This window comes from Mycobacterium sp. (assembly GCF_032159775.1).
Classification (GTDB): domain Bacteria; phylum Actinomycetota; class Actinomycetes; order Mycobacteriales; family Mycobacteriaceae; genus Mycobacterium.
Window position 1 is genome coordinate 1 of the sequence record NZ_JAVHWK010000208.1, and the last position, 25,434, is coordinate 25,434.

24 protein-coding genes and 1 pseudogene are annotated in these 25,434 nt (G+C 66.6%); 16 read left to right on the forward strand and 9 right to left on the reverse strand.

The features are described 5' to 3' along the window. A partial coding sequence (locus QOJ24_RS26400) for an Rv0361 family membrane protein (RefSeq protein ID WP_526266506.1) occupies positions 1-523 on the reverse strand: 523 nt, incomplete at its 3' end. A 151-nt stretch (positions 524-674) separates the two neighbouring features. On the opposite strand from QOJ24_RS26400, the gene QOJ24_RS26405 reads away from it, so the two are divergent. Then, entirely contained in the window at positions 675-1,658 is a 984-nt protein-coding gene (locus tag QOJ24_RS26405) for a carbohydrate kinase family protein (protein ID WP_526266508.1), read from the forward strand. A gap of 43 nt (positions 1,659-1,701) precedes the next feature. Here the strand turns inward: QOJ24_RS26405 and asnB are convergent, their stop codons facing one another. Next, a complete protein-coding gene (asnB, locus tag QOJ24_RS26410; protein ID WP_526266509.1) occupies positions 1,702-3,633 on the reverse strand; it encodes an asparagine synthase (glutamine-hydrolyzing) in 1,932 nt (643 codons plus the stop codon). A gap of 167 nt (positions 3,634-3,800) precedes the next feature. Between asnB and ctaC the strand changes: the two genes are divergently transcribed. The 4 genes from ctaC to QOJ24_RS26430 all read left to right on the forward strand — a co-directional run bounded on the left by ctaC (position 3,801) and on the right by QOJ24_RS26430 (position 7,014). Then, positions 3,801-4,862, forward strand: coding sequence for an aa3-type cytochrome oxidase subunit II (gene ctaC, locus QOJ24_RS26415; protein WP_526266511.1), 1,062 nt, complete (start codon positions 3,801-3,803; stop codon positions 4,860-4,862). A 7-nt stretch (positions 4,863-4,869) separates the two neighbouring features. Beyond that, positions 4,870-5,289: an aa3-type cytochrome oxidase subunit IV gene (gene ctaF, locus QOJ24_RS26420; protein ID WP_526266512.1), complete on the forward strand. Its 420-nt coding sequence runs from the start codon at positions 4,870-4,872 to the stop codon at positions 5,287-5,289. Positions 5,290-5,443: 154 nt separating this feature from the next. Next, on the forward strand, positions 5,444-6,322 hold the full coding sequence (locus QOJ24_RS26425) for an MmpS family transport accessory protein (protein WP_526266513.1): 879 nt from the start codon (positions 5,444-5,446) through the stop codon (positions 6,320-6,322). Next, on the forward strand, positions 6,322-7,014 hold the full coding sequence (locus QOJ24_RS26430) for a DUF2561 family protein (RefSeq protein ID WP_526266514.1): 693 nt from the start codon (positions 6,322-6,324) through the stop codon (positions 7,012-7,014). The genes QOJ24_RS26425 and QOJ24_RS26430 overlap by 1 nt, the downstream gene beginning before the upstream one ends. Positions 7,015-7,039: 25 nt before the next feature. On the opposite strand, the gene qcrB is transcribed toward QOJ24_RS26430, so the two are convergent. The 4 genes from qcrB to ctaE are packed head-to-tail and all read right to left on the reverse strand — an operon-like array spanning position 7,040 to position 11,515. After that, positions 7,040-8,773 carry a cytochrome bc1 complex cytochrome b subunit gene (gene qcrB / locus QOJ24_RS26435; RefSeq protein WP_526266516.1) on the reverse strand — a complete coding sequence of 578 codons (1,734 nt, stop codon included), beginning with the start codon at positions 8,771-8,773 and terminating at the stop codon, positions 7,040-7,042. Then, complete coding sequence (gene qcrA / locus QOJ24_RS26440; RefSeq protein WP_526266518.1) at positions 8,770-9,984, reverse strand: cytochrome bc1 complex Rieske iron-sulfur subunit; 1,215 nt, start codon at positions 9,982-9,984, stop codon at positions 8,770-8,772. The genes qcrB and qcrA overlap by 4 nt, the downstream gene beginning before the upstream one ends. Continuing rightward, positions 9,981-10,850 (reverse strand): cytochrome bc1 complex diheme cytochrome c subunit, encoded by an 870-nt coding sequence (qcrC, locus tag QOJ24_RS26445; protein WP_526266537.1) that lies wholly within the window; start codon positions 10,848-10,850, stop codon positions 9,981-9,983. Before qcrC ends, qcrA begins: the two co-directional genes overlap by 4 nt. 53 nt (positions 10,851-10,903) lie before the next feature. After that, on the reverse strand, positions 10,904-11,515 hold the full coding sequence (gene ctaE / locus QOJ24_RS26450) for an aa3-type cytochrome oxidase subunit III (protein ID WP_526266520.1): 612 nt from the start codon (positions 11,513-11,515) through the stop codon (positions 10,904-10,906). A 101-nt stretch (positions 11,516-11,616) separates the two neighbouring features. Here ctaE and trpD point away from each other — a divergent pair, with 101 nt between their 5' ends. Then, complete coding sequence (trpD, locus tag QOJ24_RS26455) at positions 11,617-12,645, forward strand: anthranilate phosphoribosyltransferase (protein ID WP_526266539.1); 1,029 nt, start codon at positions 11,617-11,619, stop codon at positions 12,643-12,645. Here the strand turns inward: trpD and QOJ24_RS26460 are convergent. Next, positions 12,583-14,382 (reverse strand): annotated as a pseudogene (locus QOJ24_RS26460) (DEDD exonuclease domain-containing protein); the annotation flags it as partial. The gene trpD and the pseudogene QOJ24_RS26460 sit on opposite strands and share 63 nt — an antisense overlap. Positions 14,383-14,484: 102 nt before the next feature. On the opposite strand from QOJ24_RS26460, the gene QOJ24_RS26465 reads away from it, so the two are divergent. The 4 genes from QOJ24_RS26465 (at position 14,485) to QOJ24_RS26480 (ending at position 17,976) form a co-directional block, all read left to right on the forward strand. Beyond that, complete coding sequence (locus tag QOJ24_RS26465) at positions 14,485-14,721, forward strand: hypothetical protein (RefSeq protein WP_526266522.1); 237 nt, start codon at positions 14,485-14,487, stop codon at positions 14,719-14,721. 153 nt (positions 14,722-14,874) lie between these two features. Then, complete coding sequence (ripC, locus tag QOJ24_RS26470) at positions 14,875-16,020, forward strand: peptidoglycan hydrolase RipC (protein ID WP_526266524.1); 1,146 nt, start codon at positions 14,875-14,877, stop codon at positions 16,018-16,020. After that, complete coding sequence (locus QOJ24_RS26475) at positions 15,989-16,825, forward strand: eCIS core domain-containing protein (protein WP_526266526.1); 837 nt, start codon at positions 15,989-15,991, stop codon at positions 16,823-16,825. The genes ripC and QOJ24_RS26475 overlap by 32 nt, the downstream gene beginning before the upstream one ends. A 5-nt stretch (positions 16,826-16,830) precedes the next feature. After that, positions 16,831-17,976 carry a glycosyltransferase family 4 protein gene (locus QOJ24_RS26480; RefSeq protein WP_526266527.1) on the forward strand — a complete coding sequence of 382 codons (1,146 nt, stop codon included), beginning with the start codon at positions 16,831-16,833 and terminating at the stop codon, positions 17,974-17,976. A gap of 3 nt (positions 17,977-17,979) precedes the next feature. Here the strand turns inward: QOJ24_RS26480 and QOJ24_RS26485 are convergent, their stop codons facing one another. Next, complete coding sequence (locus tag QOJ24_RS26485; protein ID WP_526266541.1) at positions 17,980-19,782, reverse strand: AMP-dependent synthetase/ligase; 1,803 nt, start codon at positions 19,780-19,782, stop codon at positions 17,980-17,982. A gap of 82 nt (positions 19,783-19,864) precedes the next feature. Here QOJ24_RS26485 and QOJ24_RS26490 point away from each other — a divergent pair, with 82 nt between their 5' ends. The 5 genes from QOJ24_RS26490 (at position 19,865) to QOJ24_RS26510 (ending at position 23,136) form a co-directional block, all read left to right on the forward strand. Next, a complete protein-coding gene (locus tag QOJ24_RS26490; RefSeq protein ID WP_526266529.1) occupies positions 19,865-20,254 on the forward strand; it encodes a polyketide cyclase / dehydrase and lipid transport in 390 nt (129 codons plus the stop codon). A 73-nt stretch (positions 20,255-20,327) separates the two neighbouring features. Continuing rightward, entirely contained in the window at positions 20,328-20,765 is a 438-nt protein-coding gene (locus QOJ24_RS26495) for an SRPBCC family protein (RefSeq protein WP_526266531.1), read from the forward strand. Continuing rightward, positions 20,758-22,020: an ArsA family ATPase gene (locus tag QOJ24_RS26500; RefSeq protein ID WP_526266543.1), complete on the forward strand. Its 1,263-nt coding sequence runs from the start codon at positions 20,758-20,760 to the stop codon at positions 22,018-22,020. Before QOJ24_RS26495 ends, QOJ24_RS26500 begins: the two co-directional genes overlap by 8 nt. Next, on the forward strand, positions 22,017-22,385 hold the full coding sequence (locus QOJ24_RS26505) for a hypothetical protein (protein ID WP_526266533.1): 369 nt from the start codon (positions 22,017-22,019) through the stop codon (positions 22,383-22,385). Before QOJ24_RS26500 ends, QOJ24_RS26505 begins: the two co-directional genes overlap by 4 nt. Positions 22,386-22,437: 52 nt before the next feature. Further along, positions 22,438-23,136, forward strand: coding sequence for a lysophospholipid acyltransferase family protein (locus tag QOJ24_RS26510; protein ID WP_526266545.1), 699 nt, complete (start codon positions 22,438-22,440; stop codon positions 23,134-23,136). Here QOJ24_RS26510 and QOJ24_RS26515 read toward each other — a convergent pair. Then, positions 23,133-24,437, reverse strand: a complete 1,305-nt coding sequence (locus tag QOJ24_RS26515; RefSeq protein WP_526266535.1) for a glycosyltransferase 87 family protein — start codon at positions 24,435-24,437, stop codon at positions 23,133-23,135. The two genes, QOJ24_RS26510 and QOJ24_RS26515, sit on opposite strands and share 4 nt — an antisense overlap. 129 nt (positions 24,438-24,566) lie before the next feature. Here QOJ24_RS26515 and QOJ24_RS26520 point away from each other — a divergent pair, with 129 nt between their 5' ends. After that, positions 24,567-25,406, forward strand: coding sequence for a hypothetical protein (locus QOJ24_RS26520; RefSeq protein WP_526266547.1), 840 nt, complete (start codon positions 24,567-24,569; stop codon positions 25,404-25,406). The last annotated feature ends 28 nt before the right edge of the window (positions 25,407-25,434 follow it).

Genomic DNA, 25,434 nt, shown 5'->3' on the forward strand with positions numbered 1-25,434 from the left:
GCGTGACGCGCATGGTGAACAGCACCTGCGCCTGATACGGCGATGAAAACACCATCTTGTCGATCGACGTCACGTCTGCGCTGGAGAACTGCTTGCGGAACGCGTCGCTGCTCAGATCCGCCAGCGCCAGGTCTGACTTCTTCTCCTTGACGGCGTCGAACAGCCCGCAGAGCGTGTGTCGGGCGATCTGTTCGACATCACCGTGCTGCAGCGCATCCAAGTAGTCCTGGATCGCCGTCTGTGCCGCCGTTGTGGTCAGCGTCTTGCGGGTCGCCGGATCGTCGTCGGAGCCCATCACCAGAACCGTCGTGACCACAGCAGCGGCCAGCACCGCGATCACGAGCAGCGCGGCCAGTACGCCGCGCCACCGACTGCGCTTCGGATACGGAATCGGCGGCGGCAGCGTGCCCGGATAGATCGGTGCCGCAACGGGATTGTGCGGATACGGCACAGGGGGACCGGGATGCGGGGGTGGAGGGCCGATCGGTCCAGCGCCGTATTGGGGCGGATACGGACCAGCCATGAAGTGTGCTCTCCGGAGTTGTCGGGGAATGCCGTCTACAGTGACCCGAACGAGTCTTGTAGCAGGTTAGCGCAAGCGGCCGGACGTGGGCGGGACCGTGACGCTCGGTAAGATTACCTAGACAGATTAATGAATTGAAGGGTGCAGCTTCGTGACCATTGCGGTAACCGGATCGATCGCAACCGACCATCTCATGCGGTTTCCGGGCAAATTCTCCGAAGGACTGCTGCCTGAGCACCTGCAGAAGATCTCGGTCAGCTTCCTGGTCGACGACCTGGTCATCCACCGCGGGGGCGTCGCGGGAAACATGGCGTACGCGATCGGCATCCTCGGCGGAGACCCGACGCTCGTCGGTGCCGTCGGAAAGGATTTCGACGACTACCGGGGATGGCTCACCAGCCACGGCGTGGACTGCGACAGCGTGCTGATGTCGGAGACCGCCTATACCGCCCGATTCGTCTGTACCACAGACCACGACATGGCACAGATCGCCTCGTTCTATCCGGGTGCGATGTCGCAGGCCCGTGACATCAAGCTTGCCGATGTCGTGTCTCGCAGGGGGACACCGGATTTGGTGATCGTCGGCGCCAATGACCCCGACGCGATGTTCCTGCACACTGAAGAGTGCCGCGCGCTCGGCCTTGCCTTTGCCGCCGACCCGTCGCAGCAGCTGGCCCGGCTGACCGGCGAGCAGATCCGAGCGCTGATCGACGGCGCGACATATCTTTTCACCAACGACTACGAATGGGACCTGCTGCTGCAGAAGTCCGGGTGGTCGGAGGCCGAGGTGATGAGCCAGATTCAGATGCGCGTCACCACGCTGGGCGAGAAGGGCGTCGACATCGTCGGCCGAGACGGCACCTTCATCCATGTCGACGTGGTGCCCGAGACGCACAAGGACGATCCCACAGGCATCGGCGACGCCTTCCGGGCCGGCTTCTTGACCGGGGTTGACAAGGGGCTGTCGATCGAGCGCGCCGCACAGTTGGCGTCGCTGGTCGCGACACTAGTGCTCGAGGCCCCGGGCCCGCAGGAATGGAGCTGGGACAAAGACGCAGGCATCAAGCGGCTGGCCGACGCCTACGGGGCGGATGCGGGCACCGAGATTTCGGAGGCGCTTGGCGCCGACCGATAGCTCGGAGGCGCTCGGCGCCGACCGATAGCTCAGCGGCGCTCGGTTAGAGCTGCACGGGATAGGTCGGCTCGCTGATCTGAGGCGTCACGCTGCCCTCGACGAAGATCGCATGCCACAGCATGAAGATCAGCACGGTCCACAGTCGTCTGCTGTGATCGGTTACGCCGGTGCGGTGCTCATCGAGCATTGTCCGAACCGCTGCCGTGTCGACGAGCTCACCGGCGCCTGACGACGCCGTGAGGCCGCAGGCCCAATCCAACAGTTCGCCGGCCCGCAGCCAGTGCCGGATGGGCACCGGGAAGCCGAGCTTCGGCCGGTTGAGTACGTGCGGGGGAATGACCGGCTCCAGTGCCCGGCGCAATGCGTACTTCGTCGTGGATCTGGTGATCTTCTGGTCCAACGGCAGCCGGGATGCCACCGCGAACACTTCCGGATCCAGGAACGGCACGCGCAGCTCGAGCGAGTTGGCCATGGTCATCTTGTCGGCCTTGACCAGTATGTCGCCGCGAAGCCAGGTGAACAGGTCGATGTGCTGCATCCGTGCCACCGGATCCCAGCCCTCGGATTCTGCGTACACCCGCGCCGTCACATCCGTATGGGTCCAATCCGGACGGAATCCCGGCAGCACCGCCTGCAGCTGCGCGTCGGAAAAGCTGCGCGCGTTGCCGTAGTACCGCTGCTCGAGCGTTTGGCTGCCCCTGTGCAGCAGGCTCTTTCCGCGCATGCCGTCCGGCAGCGGCGCCGAAACCCTGGCCATGGAACGGCGCAGCGGACGGGGCATATAGTCGAAGGGCTTGAGCGACAACGGTTCCCGGTAGATCGTGTACCCGCCGAACAATTCGTCGGCGCCCTCGCCGGACAGCACGACCTTGACGTGTTTGCGCGCCTCCCGGGCGATGAAGTAGAGCGGCACCAGCGCCGGGTCGGCCACGGGTTCGTCGAGATACCAGACGATCTCGGGCAGTGCCGAGACGAACTCGGCCTGGCTCACCACCTTGGTGACGTGCCTGGCGCCGATCGCCTCCGCCGATGCCACCGCCACGTCGACCTCCGAGAAGCCTTCGCGCTCGAAGCCCGTGGTGAAGGTGATCAGCCGTGGGTTGTGCCGCATGGCGAGCGCAGCGATGGCGGTGGAGTCGATGCCGCCGGACAGGAAAGCACCGACGGTGACATCAGCGCGCATGTGCTTGGCCACCGAGTCCTCGAGCACGGCGGTGATCTCGTCGTATCGGCTCTGTTGCGTCCCCGCGGTGAACGGCTTGGCCGCGAACCGGGGGGTGAAGTACCGACTCACCTCCGGTCGGCCGCCAGGCCGGATGCGGGCGTAGCTGCCGGACTCCAGCCTGCGCACGCCGCGGTGCAGCGTCTCGGGCTCGGGGACGTACTGCAGCACGGTGTAGTGCTGGACGGCCCGTTCGTCGATGCCCACGTCGATGCCGAGGTCGTCTGCGAGGCTGAGCAGGCACTTCTTCTCGCTGCCCACTGCCGTGCCTGCCGACCCCGTCGCCATGAACAGCGGTTTGATGCCGAATGGGTCACGTGCGCAGAGCAATTCGCGCTCAACGGTGTCCCACAGCGCGAATGCGAACATGCCGCGCAGCCGGGTCAGCGCGTCGGTGCCCCAATAGTGGTAGGCGGCGATGATGGCCTCGCCGTCGCCGTCGGTGTGAAAGGTCGCGCCGTTGGTTGCGGCCAGTTCTTGCCGCAACTCCAAGTAGTTGTAGATCTCGCCGTTGAAGACCAGCACGTAGCGGTCGGGCGAGTCGGCGGGGCCCCAGCGCAGCGGCTGGTGGCTGTGCGCGATGTCGATGATCGACAGCCGGTTGAAGCCGAGGACGACCTCACCGTCGTGCCATGTGCCGGGTTCGTCGGGCCCGCGGTGACGCATCAAATGCGACGCGCCGGACACCGCATCGACTAGTTCCGCGGAGATGTCGGCGGACGGATCGGTCAGCAGGGCCAGGAGTCCGCACACGGCGCCAGTATGCCGAATGGCGGCGTGGACTATGACGAGCACTCAGTAGGCGAGGTGTGTCGAGACCAGCACCTGTGTCATTCCCCGGTCGCTGCGCTCCACCCCTGCAGGGTGGTCTACGCTGCGTAGTATTCGCCTAGTTCCACCGACTTCTAGGAGGCTGCAACGTGACACCTCGCGGACGCTGGGTGGTGGCACGGAGAGCGGCGTTGGTTGTCGTACTTGGTGCGGCTGCGCTGCTGCTCAGCGGGTGTAGCTGGTCGGAGGTGCTCGGCCTTGGCTGGCCCAACGGAATCACACCGCAGGCCCACGTCAACCGTGAACTGTGGATCGGCTCGGTGATTGCCGCCCTCGTCGTCGGTGTCATCGTGTACGGCCTGATCTTCTGGTCGTCGGCATTCCACCGGCGCAAAGAGGGCGACGGCGAGTTACCCCGCCAGTTCGGCTACAACATGCCGCTCGAGTTGGTGCTCACGGTCATTCCCTTTCTGATCATTTCCGTGCTGTTCTACTTCACCGTGGTCGTGCAGGAGAAGGTGCTGGATAAACAGCCGAATCCCGAGGTGACGGTCGACGTCACCGCCTTCCAGTGGAACTGGAAATTCGGATATCAGAACGTCAACTTCAGCGATGGCACGTTCAAGTTCGACGGGGCGGACCCCAGCCGCTCACTGGCCGCAGCGGGCCCGGAAGGGCTGCAGGGCGAAGAGGGCGGCGAGTTCGGCTCCAGTGGCGAAGAGCACGCGATCGGGGCCAGGGAGCGCGACAACAAGGACTATCTGAACTTCGACAAAGTGGAGACACTCGGCACCAGCAGCGAAATCCCCATTCTGGTGTTGCCGACGGGCAAGCGCATCGAGTTTCAGCAGGCGTCGGCTGATGTCGCACACGCCTTCTGGGTGCCGGAATTCCTGTTCAAGCGCGACGTGTATCCCGATCCTGCGGCCAACAACCAAGACAACAAGTGGCAGATCAGCGAGATTACGAAGACCGGAGCTTTCGTCGGTCGCTGCGCAGAACTCTGCGGCACCTACCACTCGATGATGAACTTTGAGCTGCGGGTCGTGGAGCCCAACGACTTCAAGGCCTACCTGCAGCAGCGGATCGCGGGCAAGTCCAACGCCGAAGCGCTGATCGCAATCAACCAGCCGCCGACGGCGGTCACCACCCGTCCGTTCGACACCCGCCGCGGGGAGCAGGCGGGGGTACCCGCCCAGGCGAGCAAGTAGGGATCTCATGCACATCGAAGCCAGGCTGTTCGAGTTCCTGACCGCGTTCTTCGTTCTCGCGGCCGTCGTGTACGCCACGCTGACCGCGATGTTCCAGTACGGCGGCATCGAGTGGGCGGGCGTGACGGCCCTGGTGTTGACCGCGGGTCTGACGATGATCACCGGCACCTTCTTCCGGTTCGTCGCGCGCCGACTCGACACCAGGCCCGAGGACTACGAGGACGCCGAGATCAGTGATGGTGCCGGAGAGCTCGGCTTCTACAGCCCACACAGCTGGTGGCCGATCATGATCGCGCTGAGTGCCTCTGTGACGGCCGTGGGCGTCGCAATGTGGCTGCCGTGGCTGATCGTGGCCGGGGTGGTCTTCGTGCTCGCCACTGTCGCGGGCCTGGTCTTCGAGTACTACACCGGCGCCGAGAAGCACTGACCGCCAAGGTCACATCTGGGCTTCAGTTGGTTACCTACCGCATGGGCGAATTCGATCCGCTCATCAGTTTGGGTAGGGTTGCCGGGGCCGACTCAAAGTGGCTGTCCGCCGCTTGCTGTCGCGCCGTTGAAGTCGTCGAGAAGGATAGGCGTAGATGAGCGGGCCGAATCCTCCAGGGCCGGACTCCGAAGGGGCGGACGACCTGGATCAGGAACCGGGTGAGTCGACCGCCGAGGAAAGTTCTGTCCAGGACGCCACGGGTGAGACGGAGATCCATTCGCGGGCGTACTCGGCGCCTGAGTCCGAGCAGTTCACCGCGGGCCCGTACGTGCCGGCCGATCCCGAACTCTATGACTACGACGAGTACGACAAGACCGAGCTGGTGGACGCAGGCAGGCCGCCGCGCTGGCCCTGGGTTGTCGGCGTCGTCGCGATCATCGCCGCGATTTCGCTGGTGGTCTCCGTCTCGCTGCTGGTGATGGGCACGGACTCCGACAATCTCAACGCCCAAGGCGGGCCCACCTCGACATCGTCGCCGCCGGCGCAGGACGAGATCACCACGACGACACCACCGCCGCCGCCGCCCCCGCCGTCGTCCGAGGAACCACCGCCGCCACCGCCGCCGGAGACAGTCACGGTGACCGAGCCGCCGCCCGCGCCTGCACCGGCACCGGCACCGGCGGAGCCGCCACCCGCCCCTGCACCGGCACCGGAGGAACCCTCGAGCGCACCCGCGCCGCCGCCCACGACGACGCGTGCGGGGCCCCGTCAGGTCACCTATTCGGTGACGGGTACCAAAGCACCCGGCGACATCATCACGGTCACCTACATCGACGCGTCGGGCCGTAGCCGCACTCAGCGCAACGTCTACATTCCGTGGTCGCTCACGGTCACACCGATCTCGCAGTCCGAAGTCGGCTCGGTGCAGGCATCCAGCCTGTTTCTGGTCAGCAGGCTCAACTGTTCGATCACCACGAGCGACGGCACCGTATTGTCCTCGAATACTGGCAACTCCGCACAGACAAGCTGCTGATGACATACAAAACCGGGGCCGCGGCCCCCTCGCGGCTCGATCCGACGTCGAGCGACGCAGGCAATGTGGACCGGATGCTGCTCGCTGCGTGCGCGGTGATCTGGCTCGCCGCGCTGGGGTCCGCCGTGGCGGCGACCGTTGCCCTTGTCGACCTCGGCAACGGCCACCAGGAGTCGTCTGCGACCGATTCGGGCACGCCGTGGTTGCTGTACGGCGTGATCGGTGTGTCGGCGCTCGTCATACTCGGCGCCATTCCACTGCTGATTCGGGCACGGCGTACGGCGATCGACGATCCCCGGGCCGCCCGCGGCGCAGCCGCCGGACCACCCCCCGGTCGGGCTCCGACGACTACACGCGCGCCTGAGCCTCGCACGCAGCAGCTGCGGACCTCGTCGCAGGCGACCGCCGCGACGAGCCGGCAACGCAGGGCCTACCCGACCGCCTCGCCGATCAGCACGTTCGACGCCGCGTTATCCCCGGCGGTGGACCGGGTGTGGCTGCGCTGCGCCGTCGCCATCGCGTCCGCGATCGGTCTGGCGCTGCTCGGCATCGGTATCGCCACCTATCTGATGGCGGCGGGCCACGACACATTCGCCTGGGCGGCTTACATCGTGGCGGGCCTGATCACGTTGGCCATGCCCGCCATACCCTGGATCTATCTCCGACAACTGCACGACCTCGTCGACGGCTGACATGCCTGCCGGCAGGCAGGCTGCGTCAGTGGCCGTTCGACGAGCCGTGTCCGTTGGAGCCGTGCCCGTTCGACCCGTGCCCGTTGGAGCCGTGTCCGTTCGACCCGTTGCGATCCTGGTGCTCGCGTAAAGCCGTGAGCGCCTTGCGTTCTCCGGCGTGCTCTGCCTCCATCAACGCGTCGTGCTGGTCGACGGGATCAGCTCTCAGGAAGCTGCCGGTACCCGGAGAGCCCGCGGAGCCGAGCTTGTTCATCCGCTTGGGCACCGGGGCGCCCTGGTATTCCAGCGGCAGTGGATGGCCGTGGTCATCGACCGGCCCCAGCGGCTGGTGCAACTCGATATAGGCGCCGTGCGGCAGCCGCTTGATGATGCCCGTCTCGATGCCGTGCTCGAGCACCCCGCGGTCGCTGCGCTGCAGCCCGATGCACCACCTGTAGGCCAGGTAGTAGACGATCGCGGGCAGCACCACCATGCCGATGCGGCCGATCCAAGTCGTCGCGTTCAGCGAGATGTGGAACTTGAGCGCGATGATGTCGTTCATGCAGGCGAACGTCAGCACGATGTAGAACGCGATCGCCATCGCGCCGATCGCGGTGCGCACCGGAGCGTCCCTTGGGCGCTGCAACAGATTGTGATGCGCCTTGTCTCCGGCGAACCTCTTCTCCAGGAACGGCCACGCCGGAAGGAGCATGAATATGACGCCCATGAGCACAGCGATCCACACAGGCTGAGGGATCGTGTGCCCGAACAGGTAGAACTCCCATGCCGGCCAGAGCCGGATGAGGCCGTCGGTCCACATCATGTAGAAGTCCGGCTGGCTGCCCGCCGAGATCTGCGAGGGCTTGTAGGGGCCGAGCTGCCAGATCGGGTTGATCTGCAGGAGGCCTCCCATGATGCCGAGAATGCCGGTCGTCACCGCGAAGAACGCGCCGGACTTGACGGCGAACACCGGCATGACGCGGACACCGACGACGTTGGTCTCGGTGCGCCCCGGTCCGGGGAACTGGGTGTGCTTCTGGAACCACACCAGCGCGAGGTGCGCGCCGATGAGCGCCAGGATGATGCCCGGGATCAGCAGAATGTGAAGCGCATAGAGCCGCGGGATGATGATGCCGATTGAACAATCGTTTCCGACACCGCCGCAAGGGAAGTCACCGCCGAACAAGGCCCAGTGCAGCCAGGTGCCGACGATCGGAACGCCCATCGTGATGCCGGAGAATGCGGCGCGCAGGCCGGTTCCGGACAGCAGGTCGTCGGGCAGCGAGTATCCGAAGAAGCCCTCGAACATGGCCAGGATCAACAGCAGCGAGCCGATCACCCAGTTCGCCTCACGGGGACGCCGGAACGCGCCGGTGAAGAAGATACGCGCCAGGTGCACCATGATCGATGCCGCGAAAAGCAGTGCGGCCCAGTGGTGGATCTGGCGGACGAACAGGCCGCCCCGCACCTCGAAGCTGATATCGAGCGTCGATGCGAAAGCCTTCGACATCTCGACGCCCCGCAGCGGCTGGTAGACGCCGTCATAGGTGACATCGACCATGGACGGATCGAAGAACAGGGTCAGGTAGACACCGGTGAGCAGCAGCACGATGAAGCTGTACAGGGCGATCTCACCCAGCAGGAACGACCAGTGGGTGGGGAACACCTTGTTGAGCTGTCTGCGGACCGCAGCAGCGGGGTGGTACCGCGAGTCGATCGCGTCGCCTTGTGAGGCCGCAATCTCACTGAGGCTCGGTGGTTTCGGCAGTGTCGGACTCATATCGTCTTCCGTTCCCAGAATGCCGGACCGACGGGTTCGATGAAGTCCCCGGCGGCGACCAGGTACCCGTCCTGATCAATGGTGATGGGCAACTGCGCGAGGGCGCGCGCAGCCGGGCCGAATATGGGTTTCGCGAAATGCAGCGCATCGAACTGAGACTGGTGGCACGGGCAGAGAATGCGATAGGTCTGCTGCTCGTAAAGCGAAGAGGGACAACCCAAGTGCGAGCACACCTTGGTGTAAGCGAACAGATCGCCGAAGTTGAAGCTCTCCTGGCCCTGACGCTTGACCACCCTGTTCATGTCGCCCGGCTTGATGCGGATGAGCATGACGGGGTTGCGCACGCCCATGGCTATCTGGCTCAGCCGCTCATGGGAATCGACCGTGGTCCCGTCACCGTCGGACTCGCGCCACGGGAACACGGTGAGCATGCCGCCCGCGTCGAGGTCCTCCGGTCGAACCTTGACGAACGGCGACTCTCCGGGCTTACCGGTGGAATTGGCCAAAAAGATCGTCTCGCCCTTGAACTGCGGGGTCCACCCCGACGTCCACAGCACGGCCTTCTTGCCTTCGGCGGTGGGAACCACCGGCTTCCACGGGTTCTTGATCAGGCCGCCGATGAACGCGACCAGGGTGCCTGCACCGAATGCGCCAAGGCCGATGCCGAACGACAGACCGATCAGCTTGCGGCGCTTGAGGGTCGAACCCTCCAAGGCATCGGTGAGATTGGCTGCGACGGTCTTGCGCTGGATCTCGGGAGAGCTGCCGTCGTGACGATCCTGGATGGAGATCTCTTCCGGGATGAACTTCTTCTGGTACAGCACGGCGCCGATGCCGATCGCCAGGATCGACAGGCCGAAGGTGAAACCGTAGAGCGGGGTGGCCAGGTCGTACCACAAGTGGCCGGGCTCCTCTGTGCCCTTGTACTCCCAGGGCCAGAAGAGGAATATCCCCAACAACGCAACACCCGAAAGCCCGCCGAGCAGAAGCCAATTGGCCACCGAGCGTTCGGCGCGTTTCTCGGCCTTGGTGCCCTGTATGGGCCAGCGGTCTTCCTTGTAGACAATCTCGACGCCGTCGAGCTTGCCGCCGAGCTCAAGTAGTTCCTCGCGCGACATCGATGCAAGCTCAGCGTCGCTGGGCTGCCCCGGAACGCCGGCGTGGCCCGGGGCGTCGGTGCCCTTGGGAGTGTTGTCAGCGCCGTCGCTCATGACCGGGCTCCGATCCACAAGGCCGCCCCAACGACGGCCACGATCCCGATGATCCAGGCGGCCATGCCCTCCGAGGTGGGGCCGAGACCGCCAAGGCCGTAGCCGCCGGGGTCCGGCGCTTCGGCTGCCATCCGCACGTAAGCGACAAGGTCGCGCTTCTCGTCGGGGGAGAGTTGACGGTCGGAGAACTTCGGCATGTTCTGCGGGCCGGTCAACATCGCGGTGTAGATCTGCGCGGGGTCGGCGTTGGTCAGCTCGGGTGCGTACTTACCCGACGACAGCGCGCCGCCCTTGCCGGTGAAGTTGTGGCAGGACGCGCAGTTCAGCCGGAACAGGTCACCTCCGCGGGCGACGTCGTCGCCGATGAGGGATTCGGAGGCCACCTGGCCGTTGTCGGTGCGCGGCACCATGGGGCCGCCGCCGTTGGCCTGAACGTAGGCGCCGAGCGCATCGATCTGCGCCTCGTCGAACTGGGGCGGCTTCTGGGGTGCCTGGGCCTCCCCGCGCATCGCTGGCATTCGACCCGTCGACACCTGGAAGTACACGGCGGCCTCGCCGACTCCGACGAGGCTCGGCCCGCGGCCGGTCACGCCCTGCAGGTTGATGCCGTGGCAAGTCACGCACGACGTCTCGAACAACTCCTTGCCGGTGCGCAACATCGCCGACGCCGACTCATCGGCGACGGCCACCTGCGGCTCCGGTGTGAGGGTGGCGGCGAGGCCGCCCGCTACGCCAAGGCCGACCAGCAGCAGCACCGCCGCCGAGAGCCGCCGACGAAGCCGACGGCGTTTCAGTGTCGCCGGCCTCCCGGCTCCGTGCTTCGATGTCGCCGGCGTTCCGGCTCCGTGCTTCGATGTCGCCGGCATTCCGGCTCCGCGGGCCTTGCGGGTCATCGAACCCCTTCTCATCGGCAGCCTGCTCATCGGACGAAGTAGATGGTGGCGAACAGCGCGATCCACACGATGTCGACGAAGTGCCAGTAGTACGAGACGACGATCGCGGCCGTGGCCTGTGCGGGTGTGAATTTGCTCATAGTGGTGCGCGCAAGCAGGAAGATGAAGGCGATCAGACCGCCGATGACGTGCAGGCCGTGAAATCCGGTGGGCAGGTAGAAGACCGAGCCGTACGCGCTGCTGGAGATCGTGGTGCCGTGCTCGACGAGGTGGATGTACTCGTAACCCTGGCCGAGCACGAAGAACAGCCCCATCAGGAAGGTGATGACATACCAGCGCCGCAGGCCGAAAACGTCGCCGCGCTCGGCGGCGAAAACACCCATCTGGCAGGTGAAGGAGGACGCGATGAGCACCAGCGTCACCGGCACCGCCTGAACCAGGTTCAGCTCGGTCGGCGGTGGGGGCCATACGCCACCGGCCTGCGAGCGGGCGGTGAAGTACATCGCGAACAGCCCAGCAAAGAACATCAGCTCACTGGAAAGCCATACGATGGTGCCAACACTGACCATGTTCGGCCGGTTCAGCGAATGCACTCGGGACGTGATCGCGGTTCCCGAGGTCCCTACAGCGCTCGTCACAACGCAAGTATGACGCTTTGTAGTTGTTGAACTCCACCCGGGTGGAGCAATTCGTCATAATCTCGGGCGTGACTTCTGCTGAAATCGAGCCGTCCTGGGCGATGATCCTCGGACTGTTGACCACGCAACAGCCGCTGAGGGCGGGGCAGGCGGCGTGGGCGATGGACCAGATCATGACCGGCGCCGCAACGCCGGCACAGATCGCCGCTTTCGGCGTGTCGATGAAGATGAAGCGGCCGACGTCCGCCGAGGTGACCGAACTGGCCAATACGATGCTGTCCTACGCCAGGCGAGTACCCACCGAGGAGATCGGCACCGACACCGTCGACGTGGTGGGCACCGGCGGAGACGGGGCGAACACCGTGAACCTGTCGACGATGGCCGCCCTCGTGGTGGCGGCCGCCGGGGTGCCGGTGGTCAAGCACGGCAACAGGGCCGCGTCGTCCCGCAGCGGCGGCGCCGACACGCTGGAAGCCCTCGGGGTGCGCATCGACCTCGGCCCTGACGACGTCGCCCGCAGCGTCGCCGAGGTCGGCATCGGTTTCTGCTTCGCGCCGGTGTTCCATCCTTCCTACCGGCATGCCGGAGCGGCCCGCCGCGAGATCGGCGTACCGACGGTGTTCAATCTCCTTGGGCCGCTGACGAATCCGGGCTCGCCGCGTGCCGGGCTGATCGGATGCGCGTGGGCCGATCTGGCCGAGGTGATGGCTGGCGTGTTCGCCACGCGCCGCTCCAGCGTGCTGGTCGTGCACGGTGACGACGGGCTCGACGAACTCACCACGACGACGACGAGCACCATCTGGCGCGTCCAGGCAGGCACCGTGGAGAAGCTGACCTTCGACCCCGCGGGATTCGGGTTCCCCCGCGCCGACATATCGGCGTTGGTGGGCGGCGATGCCGAGACCAATGCGGCGGAGGCACGCGACGTGCTGGCGGGCGCCACGGGGCCGGTGCGCGACGCGGTGGTGCTGAACGCCGCAGGCGCGATGGTCGCCCACGCGGGACTAACCAGCGGCGCCGAATGGCTGTCGGCGTGGGAGTCGGGTCTGAGCCGGGCCATCGATGCGATCGACTCCGGGGCGGCCGAACAACTGCTGGCGCGTTGGGTGCGGTTCACTCAGCAGATCTGACGAATCGAGCGTTTGCTCGGCGGCCAGCCGCGCCGACCTCGCCGTCGCCGCCCACGACGCCCATCGTCCCGCGGACGCGGTCGGTGACGCCCAGCCGGGTTCGGCGCGCACGATGCGCACACCCGGCTGGGCGAGCCAGCGCATGACCAGCGCCACCTCTTCCACCAGCGCACCACCCAGCGGGGCGGCGTTCGGCAGAATCGCCTGTGCTGCAGCGCTTATCGCGTCGACCACCGGCATTGGCGGAACGCCGCGGCGCGCGACACCCGCTGCGGCGAGCTGACCGCACCGGATCACCGCGAGATTCCATCCGCCGTCGCCGTCCGAGCGTGCCGCGACGAGCTCGGTGACCGACGCCAGCGAGCGCAGTCGCTGACCGCGCCACAGCACGTCGATCGCGGCGCAGGCGTGATCCCGCAGCCGGGCGGCGGTCTCGTAGCGGTGGCAATCGGCCAACTCGCCGATGCGCGCGAGCACCGCCGAGAGTGCGTCATCCTCGAGCCCGTCGATCAGCGCCGTCGTGCGCCGTGGCGCGTCGGCGTAGTCGGCTGCGGCGATGCCGCGCAGCGCCGGGCACGGCGACAGCTCGCGTTCGGGGCAGGCGGGGCCGTGCTGGGCCGAGCGGGCGATCCGGGCGGTGCAGGTGCGAAGGCCGGTGAAACGGGCGAGAAGGTCGGCCGTCTCGACGGCGTCGGCGCGTGACCGGAACGGCCCGACCGCGCTGTCGCTCTTCGGGGTGCGCACGATCGACAGGCGCGGAAACGCCTCCGCCGTCAGCACGATCCACCACCACCGCTGCGGGAACTTCGATCGGCGGTTGTAGGGCGGCGCATGCGCTGCGAGCAGCCGCAGCTCGCGAACGCCCGCCTCCAGGTCATGCGCGCACTCGACGTGGTCGATCGCGGTGGCAAGCGCCACCATCTCCTTGATCCGCGGCCGTGCGTCAGAGCCGTTGAAGTACTGACCTGCCCGTCTGCGCAGATCCACCGCCGTGCCGACATAGAGCACCTCGTTGGCGGGGCCGCGGAACAGGTACACACCCGGCCGGTGCGGCAGGTGCGCGGCCAGTACTCGCTTGCGGCGCTGCTGCGGTGACACGTCGGGCAGGTAGGCGCGCAGGTCGGTATAGGTGTGCACGCCCTGGTTGCCGACCCGTTCGATCAGCGCGTGCAGCACGTCGACGGTGGCTCGCGCATCGTCGAGAGCGCGGTGCGTCGGCGTGGTGGCAGCGCCGAACAACCGGGCCAGCGCCGAGAGCCGAACGCTGGGTGCCTCGTCGCGGGTCAGCACCCGGCGGGCCAACCGGACGGTGCACAGCACCGGCGGGCGTGGCCACGGGATCTGGCAGCGCTCCGCGGCGGCGCGCAGGAAGCCGATGTCGAACCCCGCGTTGTGGGCGACCAGCACTGCGCCACGGGCGAATTCGAGGAACGCAGGCAGCACCGTGTCGATCTTGGGTGCGTCATGCACCATGGCCGAGGTGATGCCGGTGAGTTCGACGATCTGCGGCGGGATGCTGCGGCCGGGGTCCACCAGCGTGGCCAGCTCGCCGAGCACCGCCCCGCCGCGCACCTTCACCGCGCCGATCTCGGTGATGGCGTCGACGCTACCGCCGTCGCCGGATGCGCGGCCACCGGTGGTCTCGAGGTCGACGACGACGAACGTGGTGTCACGGAGCGATTCGGAGGCCAGGTCCAGCGACAGCTGTTCGGAATCGGAGAAGCTGGGCCGTCCCATGCGCTGAAGGTAGGCACTGCGACCGACAGGCTGGAGTTGCCACGCGCCAGATGTCGGTGGTGCCCGTTAGCGTGCGACTAACTCCAACGAGAGGACGGTCAGATGGACGAGGCCGATGAGCGGGGCACCGATACCGATGCGGTGACCATCGATTGCGATGACTGCGCTGTGCGTGGCCCGGGCTGCAAGGACTGTGTGGTGAGCGTGTTGCTCGGCGTTCCGGACACGCTGCTGCACGACGAGCGGGCCGCGCTCGAGGTGCTGGCGGAGGCAGGTCTGGCACCGCGGCTGCGGTTGGTACCGATTCACCGGCACGGGGATTCGGGAGTTGTCGCCTGACGACACGCCTAGCAACAGAGCGTGTCCGAAAAACTCTGAGAGGCTGTTAAATTTGCGTCTCTTGTTTGGACAAGGCTGATGCCGTTTCGTAACCTGTCTGAGACCTAAGACAGTTCGGGGCGACTTGCCAACGGCAGTTTGAGGACTCAAATCTTGACGCTCGACCGTACGCAGCGGATCACGCGCGGACTTAAGCGACCCGCTATATATGCGATAACGGCACTGACCCTGTTCGGAGGGATCCTTGCCGGCAACGTCCAAGCAGATCCAGCAGCCGACGCTCTGGCAAAGTTGAATGAGCTGTCGCGGCAGGCCGAGCGGACCACCGAGGCTATGCATTCGGCACAGCTCGATCTGGACAACAAGCTGGCCGCACAGACTGCGGCCGAGGCGAAGCAGTCCGCGGATCAGGCGGCAGTCGATACTGCCACTGCAGAACTGGCAACGTTCCAGTCGTCGGTCGATAAATTCGCGGCCGCCCAATATATGGGCGGTAGGACCAGCGGCATGGACGCGATGCTGACCGCCGACTCGCCGCAGCGGCTCATCGACCAGCTTTCGGTCCAGCGTGTGATGGCATCCGAGATGCGGGTGCAGATGAACAGCTACCGAACCGTCAGCGATCAGGCAGCCAAGGCACGGGAAGCCTCCGCCAAGTCGGCGGCCGAAGCGAAGACCGCGGCCGAGCAGGCCGCGGCAGTGCGCGCTGACCTGCAATCCAAGCAAAGCCAGCTGCAGATTCAGATGGCCGTCGTCAAGTCACAGTTCGAGGCGTTGACGCCGGGCCAGCGGGAAGCCCTCGCAGCCGTTCCACCTCCACCGCCGCTTCCCGAGGCGGCGGGGCCCGCGCCGCAGGATCCGGCGATCGTGGCCGCACCACCCGAAGGCGGCATCCCACCGGGCGATGTCGCGCCACCCGACGGCGCTGTGGCTCCCGAGGTGCCCGGCGGCACCGGCGAGGGAATGATGGCGGTGCAGGCCGCGCTGACCCGCATCGGCTCGCCCTACTCGTGGGGCGGATCAGGGCCGAACCAGTTCGACTGCTCCGGCCTGGTGATGTGGGCGTTCCAGCAGGCGGGTATCTCGCTGCCGCACTCCAGCCAGGCGCTGGCCCGGGGTGGCCAGCCGGTGGACACGTCGCAGATGCAACCGGGAGACGTCGTCAACTACTACTCGGACGCGTCGCATTCGGCCATCTACATCGGCGACGGGATGATGGTGCACGCGTCTACCTACGGCACGCCGGTGCGAGTGGCACCGGTGAACAATGCCCCGATCTACAACGTCCGCCGGTACTAGACGTCGGTATCTCGGCCCACTGCTGATCGTCGAGTTGATTCTGGCGGTGATGCTTGTCGGCAGACCTGACGCGTCTTCTGGTCCACCGGCGCCCGTGTCGACACCGGCCGCGACCGCGGCGGCTTCGCGTACCGAGACGGTGTCCGATGGCCGCACCGTCGAGCTGATGAGCCTCGGCGGCCCGACAACGCAACCGCTGCTCGCCCGGGTGTCAGGGGACATGGACGACGCCGTTGCAGCCGTGACGCAGTTCTGGGGCCCCGATTGGCCCCGCGACATCATCGTGGTGGCCACCGCCTCCGACGAGCAGTTTCGCGCCTTGGCGGGCGGCGGTTCCGACATCGCAGCCGCGACCACTGGACGGCGCATCGTCTTCGCGCCGGGGGCCACTGCGATGAGCGCCGCCGATTTGCGAATTGTGTTGCGCCACGAACTCTTTCACTATGCTGCCCGCGCCGACACGGCGGCCGACGCCCCACGGTGGCTGACCGAAGGCGTCGCCGACTTCGTGGCACGGCCCGCCGCCCCGCTGCCGGGTCGACGGTCGGCAGCCGAGATCGCGGTGCTTCCGACCGACGCCGACCTGGACACCGTGGGGCCGACCAGGACGCTCGCCTACGACCGGGCCTGGTGGTTCACCCGATACGTGGCGGACGGGTACGGGACGCCTGCTCTGCGGCGCCTCTACCTACGGGCCTGCGGGCCTTCGCACCCCGGCATCGAAGCGGCCGTGTCCGAGACGCTCGGCGCCGACCTCGACAAGGTGCTTATTGCCTGGCGGCGTTGGCTATCTCAGTTAGCCTGACCGCGATGCCCCGGGTTTTGCTGGTTACCAACGATTTTCCGCCACGACGTGGCGGGATCCAGTCGTACCTGCACGAACTCGTCGGCCAACTGCTGCAATCCGGGAACGACTACACGCTGACCGTGTATGCGCCGAAGTGGAAGGGCTGCGAGGAGTTCGACGAAGAAGCCCAGGCGACGGGCTATCGCGTCGTGCGCCACCCCACCACCCTCATGCTGCCCGGTCCCGGCGTCGACGACAGGATGCGCCGCCTGATCGCCGACTACGACGTCGAGACGGTCTGGTTCGGTGCGGCGGCGCCGTTGGCGCTGCTGGCACCGCGTGCACGCAGTGCGGGCGCTCAGCGCATCGTCGCCAGCACGCACGGCCACGAGGTGGGCTGGTCGATGCTGCCGTTGGCGCGCAACGCATTACGTCGCATCGGAGACGACACCGACGTGGTGACCTACGTCAGCGCCTATACCCGTGGCCGGTTCGCATCGGCGTTCGGGCCGCACGCCGCGCTGGAGTATGTGCCGCCCGGGGTGGACACCCACCGGTTCGCGCCGGATCCGGCGGCCCGCGCCCAGATGCGGTCGCGGTACGGCCTCGGCGATCGTCCGGTGGTCGTCTGCCTGTCCCGGTTGGTTCCACGCAAAGGTCAGGACATGCTGATCCGCGCCCTGTCTGCGATCCGGGAGCGCGTCGACGGCGCCGTGCTAGTCATCGTCGGGGGCGGGCCGTATCTGGCGACGCTTCACCGCCTTGCCCGGGATGCGGGGGTCACCGACCACGTGGTCTTCACCGGCGGGGTGCCCGGCGGAGAGCTGCCCGCACACCACGCGATGGCCGACGTGTTCGCGATGCCGTGCCGGACGCGTGGCGCCGGACTGGACGTCGAGGGCCTCGGCATCGTCTACCTGGAGGCGTCCTCGACAGGGGTGCCGGTCGTCGCGGGCGCCTCGGGCGGTGCGCCGGAGACGGTGCGGGACGGCGTCACCGGACGCGTCGTCAACGGTCGCGACGTCGACGAAATCGCCACCGCGATCACAGACATACTGGCCGACCCCGAGCGCGCAGCCGAGATGGGCGCCGCCGGGCGCCGCTGGGCCGTCGACAACTGGCAGTGGCGCAACCAGGCGGCGCGGCTGCACAGCCAGCTGACCGGCTGAACCTCAGCCCTTGGCGTAGAGCGCATCGATGGCATCGGCGAACTTCTCCGCCACCACTTTGCGCTTGACCTTCAATGTCGGGGTCAGCTCGCCGGTCTCCTCGGTGAAGTCGACGGGCAGGATGCGGAACTTGCGGATCGCCTCGGCCTTGGACACCGCCTGGTTGGCGTCCTTGACGGCCAGATCGATCTCGGCGGTGAGGTCGGGATCGTCAGCGAGGTCGGCGACCGTCGCGTCGGCGTTCTTCCCGTTACGTTCCTTCCAGCCGGGGAACGCCTCTGGGTCGATCGCGATGAGCGCGGCGATGAACGGCTTTGCGTCGCCGACGCACATCGCCTGGCTGATCAACGGGTGGGCGCGAAGCCGATCCTCGAGGACTGCCGGGGCCACGTTCTTCCCGCCTGCGGTGACGATGATCTCCTTCTTGCGGCCGACGATCGTCAGGAAACCGTTGTCGTCGATCGCGCCGAGATCGCCGGTGTGGAACCAGCCGTCGGAGAACACCGCGTCGGTCTCCTCCTCGTTGTGCCAGTAGCCTGCGAACACCACGCCGCCGCGCACCAGCAATTCGTCGTCATCGTTGAGCCGCATGCTGTTGCCTTCCAACAGCTTTCCGACCGACCCGACCTTCAGACCGTCGAGCTGGTTCACCGTGATCGCCGCACTCGTCTCGGTCAGTCCGTAGCCCTCGTAAATCGTCAGGCCGACACCGCGGTAGAAGTGACCGAGCCGCGCACCCAGCGGCGCGCCACCGGAGATCGCGGCGCGGCAGTGGCCGCCGAGCGCCGCCCGCAGCTTGCCGTAGACCAGACGGTCGAACACCGCGTGCCTGGCGCGCAGCAGCATTCCGGGCCTTCCGCCATCCTGCGCCTTGCTGAATTCGATCGCGGTGGTCGCGGCGATCTCGAAGATCTTGCCCTTCCCGTCCTTGCGGGCGTTCTGCTCGGCGGTGTTGTAGACCTTCTCGAACACCCGTGGCACCGATACGACCAGCGTCGGCTTGAAGACCCCGAACATCGGCACCAGGTTCTTGATGTCGCTGGTGAAACCGAGCGTCACCTTGTTCGCAAACGCCGCGATGGTGAGCGCTCGGGCGAGCACGTGCGCCAACGGCAGGAACACCAGCAGCCGCTCACCCTTGTCCAACAACGTCGGGAACGCCGCCTTGGCTCCCCGGATCTCGTAAACCAGGTTCGAGTGCGTGAGCTGGCAGCCCTTCGGCTTACCGGTGGTGCCCGAGGTGTAGATGAGCGTGGCCGGATCGGTGGACTTGATCCCCGACAGCCTGTTGTCGAGCTCGCCGCGGTCGACAGAACCGCCCGCCTCGGTCAGCTCGTCCAGCGCCGAGGGACCGGAGCTGTCGATGCGCAACACCTTCCGAAGCTCCGGCAGCTCGTCGGCGAGATGTTCGATCTTGTCGGCGTGCGCGTCGGTCTCGGCGAACACCAGAACGGCGCTCGAGTCGCTGAGCACATGGCGTACCTGCTCGACCGAACTGGTTTCGTAGATCGGCACCGTCAACGCGCCGACCGACAGGATCGCGAAGTCGATGATCGGCCACTCGTAGCGGGTGGCCGAAAAGATCGCGACCCGGTCACCGGGCGAAACACCCTGGGCGATCAAACCGAGCGCGACCGAACGAATCTGCTCGGCTGCCTGCGCGGCCGTCACATCCTTCCACTCGCCGTCGACGAGTCGCTCGAAGATCACGTGGTCGGGGTCGTCGCGTTCGTGCGCATAGACGGAGCTGACGATGTTGTCATGCTCCGCGACTTCGAACGATGCGGGAACGCTGAACTCGCGCACGGTGACGGCCTCCGAGGTGGTAGCGGTTTTGCCACCGACCAGCCTAGTGGCCACGGCAGTGGCATATGTGAAGCTAGTGGCGATGAACAGCATCCAGGTCGCCGACCAGACGTTCGTGGCGGCCGACCCCGTCGAGGTCGGCAGGGCCGTGGCGGACCCGGCGAGCTGGCGACGCTGGTGGCCGGATCTGCATCTGACGGTTATTGAGGATCGCGGTGCCGTCGGCCACCGCTGGAGCGTCACCGGGGCGCTGACCGGCACCATGGAGGTGTGGCTGGAGCCTTCGCTTGACGGCGTCATCCTGAACTACTTCCTGCACGCCGAGCCCGCGGGTGCGGCCGCATGGCAACTGGCCAAGATGAACCTCGCCAAGCTGACGCATGAGCGCAGGGTGGCAGGCAAGAAGATGTCGTTCGAGCTCAAGCAGAAGCTGGAGGCATCGCGGCCGGTCGGGATGCCTCCGCTGGCCTGATATTGGGTTAGACCCAGCAGCGACGGGTAGATTTCCATTCCATCGAGTGCGATCCAAGCAGGGGAACAATTACGTGGCGGACAAGACGGCGCAGACCATCTACATTGATGCGGATCCTTCCACGGTGATGGACGTCATCGCCGATATCGGCTCCTATCCGGACTGGGTTGCCGAGTACAAGGAGACCGAGGTTCTCGAGGCCGACGACGAGGGCTACCCGAGGACGGCCCGGCTGGTGCTCGACGCGGCGGTGCTCAAGGACACGATGGTGCTGGCCTACGATTGGCCTTCCGACCGGAGCGCGGTCACCTGGAAGCTGGTCTCCAGTTCGCTGCTGAGGTCTCTTGACGGCGCATACCGATTGGCGGCCAACGGATCTGGCACAGATGTCACATATGAGCTCTCGGTGGACCTGGTCATTCCGATGATCGGCCTTCTCAAGCGCAAAGCCGAACGCAGGCTGACCGACACCGCATTGAAGGATCTCAAGAAACGAGTCGAGGCTGAGTGATTCCCCCACGCCTACCCACGCCCGGATCAGTCTCTTCGTTGGCAAGGGCGGCGTAGGTAAGTCGACGCTGGCGACCGCGACCGCGGTGCGCGACGCGCAAAGCGGCCTGCGGGTCCTTGTGGTGTCCACTGATCAGGCGCACTCCCTCGGCGACGTGCTCGGTACGCCGGTGGTGCCGACCGGGCTGCGGGAACCGACGCGGGTGCTCGCCGACAACGCGGATGCCGGCGGCGGGTTCCTCGACGCGCTCGCCCTCGACACGCTGGCCCTTCTGGAGGCACGCTGGCGCGACGTGGCGGAGGTGCTGACGGCAGGATTCGACGAGTCAGAGCTGGGAGATATTGCGCCAGAGGAGCTTTCGGCCGTTCCTGGTATTCAGGAGGTGCTTGGTCTTCACGAGGTCGGCGAGCTGGCCCGGTCCGGGGAATGGGACCACATCGTCGTCGACTGTGCGTCGACGGCTGATGCGATGAGGATGCTGACGCTGCCGTCGACCTTCGGCCTGTACCTGGAGCGGGCGTGGCCGCGCCACCGCAGGCTCAGCTCCGTCGCCGACGATGCGCGCACGGCGGCGATCGTCGACCTGATGGAACGGGTCGACGCGGGCAACGGTGCACTGACCGGCCTGCTCACCGACGGGGACGCGGTGAGTGCACACCTCGTGCTCACCGCGGAGCGGGTCGTCGCCGCCGAGGCTGCCCGCACTCTCGGCTCGCTGGCGTTGATGGGGGTGCGGGTAGATGAGCTGATCGTCAATCAGTTTTTGGTGCAGGATGATTCATACGAATACCGCAACCTGCCTGACCATCCTGCCTTCGACTGGTACGCCGCACGGATCTCCGAACAGCAGGCGGTCCTCGACGAACTCGACACCACCATCGGCGACCTGCAGCTGGTCCTGGTTCCCCACCTCTCGGGCGAGCCGATCGGCCCCAAGGCGCTCGGCGAGCTGCTGGAATGCGCCCGCAAGCGTGACGGCTCGCCGCCGCCCGGCCCGCTGCGCCCGATCGTCGACCGCGAGTCCGGATCTGGGTTGGAGTCGGTTTATCGGCTGCAGCTAGAGTTGCCTCAAATCGAGTCGAGCGCCCTGCGGCTCGGCCGGGTCGGCGACGATTTGATAATCGGCGCCGGAGGGATGAGGCGCCGGGTTCGGCTGGCGTCCGTCCTGCGGCGGTGCATCGTGATGGACGCCCAACTCAGGGGCAGCGAGCTGACAGTACGATTTCGACCAGATCCGGAGGTGTGGCCGTCATGACAGACACACACTCCGATCTCGGCCCGGAGCTCAGAGCATTGGCGCAGTCCATTCTGGATCGCATCGATCCGGCGGTTCGGGTCGCGGCGGCCGCCGCTGCAGGCGCCGACGGCCCCGGCAAGTGCCAACAGGTGTGGTGCCCGGTGTGCGCGCTGGCAGCACTCGTCAGCGGCGAGCAGCACCCGTTGCTGACGGTGATCGCCGAACACAGCGTCGCGCTGCTGGCGGTCGTGCGCGCGATGGTCAACGACATCGAGTCGACGGCAGGCAGGCAGCCGCCCCCGCGCGACGATCCGCCTCCCGACGGACCGCCAACCTCGGGTCCGGGCCGGTATGAGCACATCCCGGTGACCGTCGAGGACTGACGGTAGAGTTGTCCCAAAGCACCGTCCGGTGCGCCCCAATCCGGGAGGGTCCATGTGGTATTGGCTGTTCAAATACGTTTTCATGGGTCCCTTGCTGACTTTGCTCGGCCGACCCAAAGTCGAAGGGCTGGAATACGTTCCGGACTCCGGCGCGGTCATCCTGGCGAGTAATCACCTGGCGGTCGCCGACAGCTTCTACCTGTGCCTGGTGGTTCGGCGCCGGATCACGTATCTGGCCAAGTCCGAGTACTTCAGCGGCACCGGCCTTAAGGGCTGGTTCCAACGCTGGTTCTTCACGGCAGCCGGGCAGGTGCCGATCGACCGCGCCGACGCCGACTCGGCTCAGGGCGCGCTGGAAACCGCGTCGCGGTTGCTGGACGAGGGCAAGCTGCTCGGCATGTATCCCGAGGGCACGCGCTCGCCCGACGGCAGGCTCTACAAGGGCAAAACGGGCATGTCCAGGGTCGCGCTGCGCACGGGCGTGAAAGTCATCCCCGTCGCGATGATCGGCACCGACGGCGTCAACCCTCCTGGCAGCAAGATGTGGCGGTTCGGCCGGGTGACCGTGCGGTTCGGCAAGCCGATGGACTTCAGCCGATTCGAGGGCCTCGAGGGCAACCGGTTCATCGAGCGGGCGGTCGTGGACGAGGTGATGTACGAGCTGATGCGTCTGTCGGGTCAGGAGTACGTCGACCTGTACGCCGCCGACATCAAGGAGGGTAAACAACCCTCCGCAGAGCTCGTTGCCTAGCTAGTTGCAGGCACAGGCGAGGCGCTGACGGCTGCCGGTTGTGAGTCGGTCTGGCGGGTGGACACGGTCCCGGCGACCACGATGACGGCCAGCGCCCACCACACGTAGGAGCCACCGACCAGTTGGCGCCACAGCGACGCCGTCGTCTCGTGGTGTTCCGGCATCAGGGTGATGGGCGTCCACACCATCAGGGCCACTCCGGCGGCGGTGACCGTGCCGAGGAGCGCATGCCGAAGGCGGTAGGCGATCACGCTGCAGACGATCACCGTCGGCAGCGCCCATACCCAGTGATGAGACCACGACACCGGCGACACCACGAGGCCGAACATCGCCACACAGATGAGCGCCAGCACGGGCTGGTCGGCCCGCAACACGCGTCGCGCCGCCCAGATCGTCACCCCGAGCACCGCGAAGCAGGCCAGCGTCCACAGCACGAATCGTTCGCCCTCACCGAGGCCGAGGCGGGCCAGTGCGCCCGCGATGTTCTGGTTGGTGTTCAGCGTCGCGGTGCCGATCCGGTCGGTGTTGCGCACCGTGTCAGTCCAGTACTCCAAGGAGTCACGCCAGGCGAACGCGAAGCCGACCAGCGTGGCGACCACCGCCGAGGCCACGGTGACGATCAGCGTGCGGGTGTCGCGGCGCAGCAGGAAGTACAGCAGGAACACCGCGGGGGTGAGCTTGAGCGCGATGGCCACACCGAGCAGAACGCCGCGCGGCCACGGCGTCTTGCGGGGCACACAGTCGGCGATGACCAGCGTCATCAACACGACGTTGATCTGGCCGAAGTCGAAGTTCGCCCGGATCGGCTCCAGATAGACCACCGCGGGCGCTACGAGAGCGGCGGCCAGCCAGCACCGCCGCAGCCAAGTGGGCTCTGCGGTCGTCGACGACTGCGGCCAGACGTCGATACGCGTCAGCACGATCACCGTGGAAACGATCAACAAGACGAACGTGGTCACCGTGATGGCGCCGCTGGCCACCGACAGCGGGAGCAGGGCGAACGGGGCGAAGGCGATCGCGGCAAGCGGGGGATAGGTGAACGGCAACTCCAGCCCCACCTGGGTCTCGAACATCGCGCCGTCGGCATACAGCGGTTGGCCGTCCAGCCAGGCCCGGCCGCCCATGCGGTAGACGTCGATGTCGATGCGGTACGTGACGTGGCCGAGCAGCCTCCAGCAGGCCCAGACCACCGCCGCCAGCGTCAGCAGCTGAAACAGCCGCCACGCGACGGATGGCCACCGATTAGCCCCGCCGGGCCGTGGCTTCTCCGCTCCTCGCGTGCGCGGCCCCAACCTACTCATCTTGAAGCCCAGAGTATCGGCCGACGGCGGCGCGCCGAACCATATCCCCGGCACGTCGCCGCCTCGGCAGCGTAAGTTTTCTGCGTGCACCTGAGGCTGGACCTGAGTCCGGAGATACCCAACGGACGGATGCCGCTCGTCTTCTGCCTCGTCGCGTTCATCCTCACTTTCTTCGTCACCCGCACGATCGTGCGCTACATCCGCAGCCACGCCGACAGCGACAAACCGCGCAAGTGGTGGCAGCCGCGCAACATCTCGGCGGGAGGGGGCTTGCACATCCACCATGTGGTCATCGGGGTGATCCTGGTGATGATCTCCGGGGTCTCGATGGTCACCTTGGCTGTTGACGGGGGGGTGCCCGAATTCACCGTCGCAGCAACCTTTTTCGGGATCGGTGCGGCGCTGGTGCTTGACGAGTTCGCGCTCATTCTGCACCTGGAGGACGTGTACTGGGCCGAGGACGGTCGAACGTCGGTGGACGCGGTGTTCACGGCGGTCGCGGTGGCCGGCCTGTTGGTCCTCGGCTTCAACCCGCTGTCGTTCTTCGACATCGGCATCTGGCGGGAAGACCACACCCTGGCGGCGCGCGCAACGGTCATCGCGTTGGCGCTGATCACGCTGGCGCTGGCGGTCGTGGTGCTGCTCAAGGGCAAGCTGTGGACCGGCTTGATCGGCATGTTCATCACCCCACTGCTGCTCGTGGGGGCATTCCGGCTGTCCCGCCCGCATGCGCCGTGGGCGCGCTGGCGCTACACCGACAAGCCCCGCAAGATGCACCGGGCACTGGTCCGCGAACGCGTACTGCGCAGGCCGGTGGTGCAGGCCAAGCTCTGGTTGCAGCATGTCATCGCGGGCGAGCCCCGGTTCCCCGACGACACCGAGGTGAACCAGCAACTCGACCGCGAGATCCACCCCGCGCCGGCACCGCCGCCGGATCCGCAGACGGTCACCGAGAAAGCGTCTGCGTAGGGGCGGCGTGAAGTACTTCTACGACACC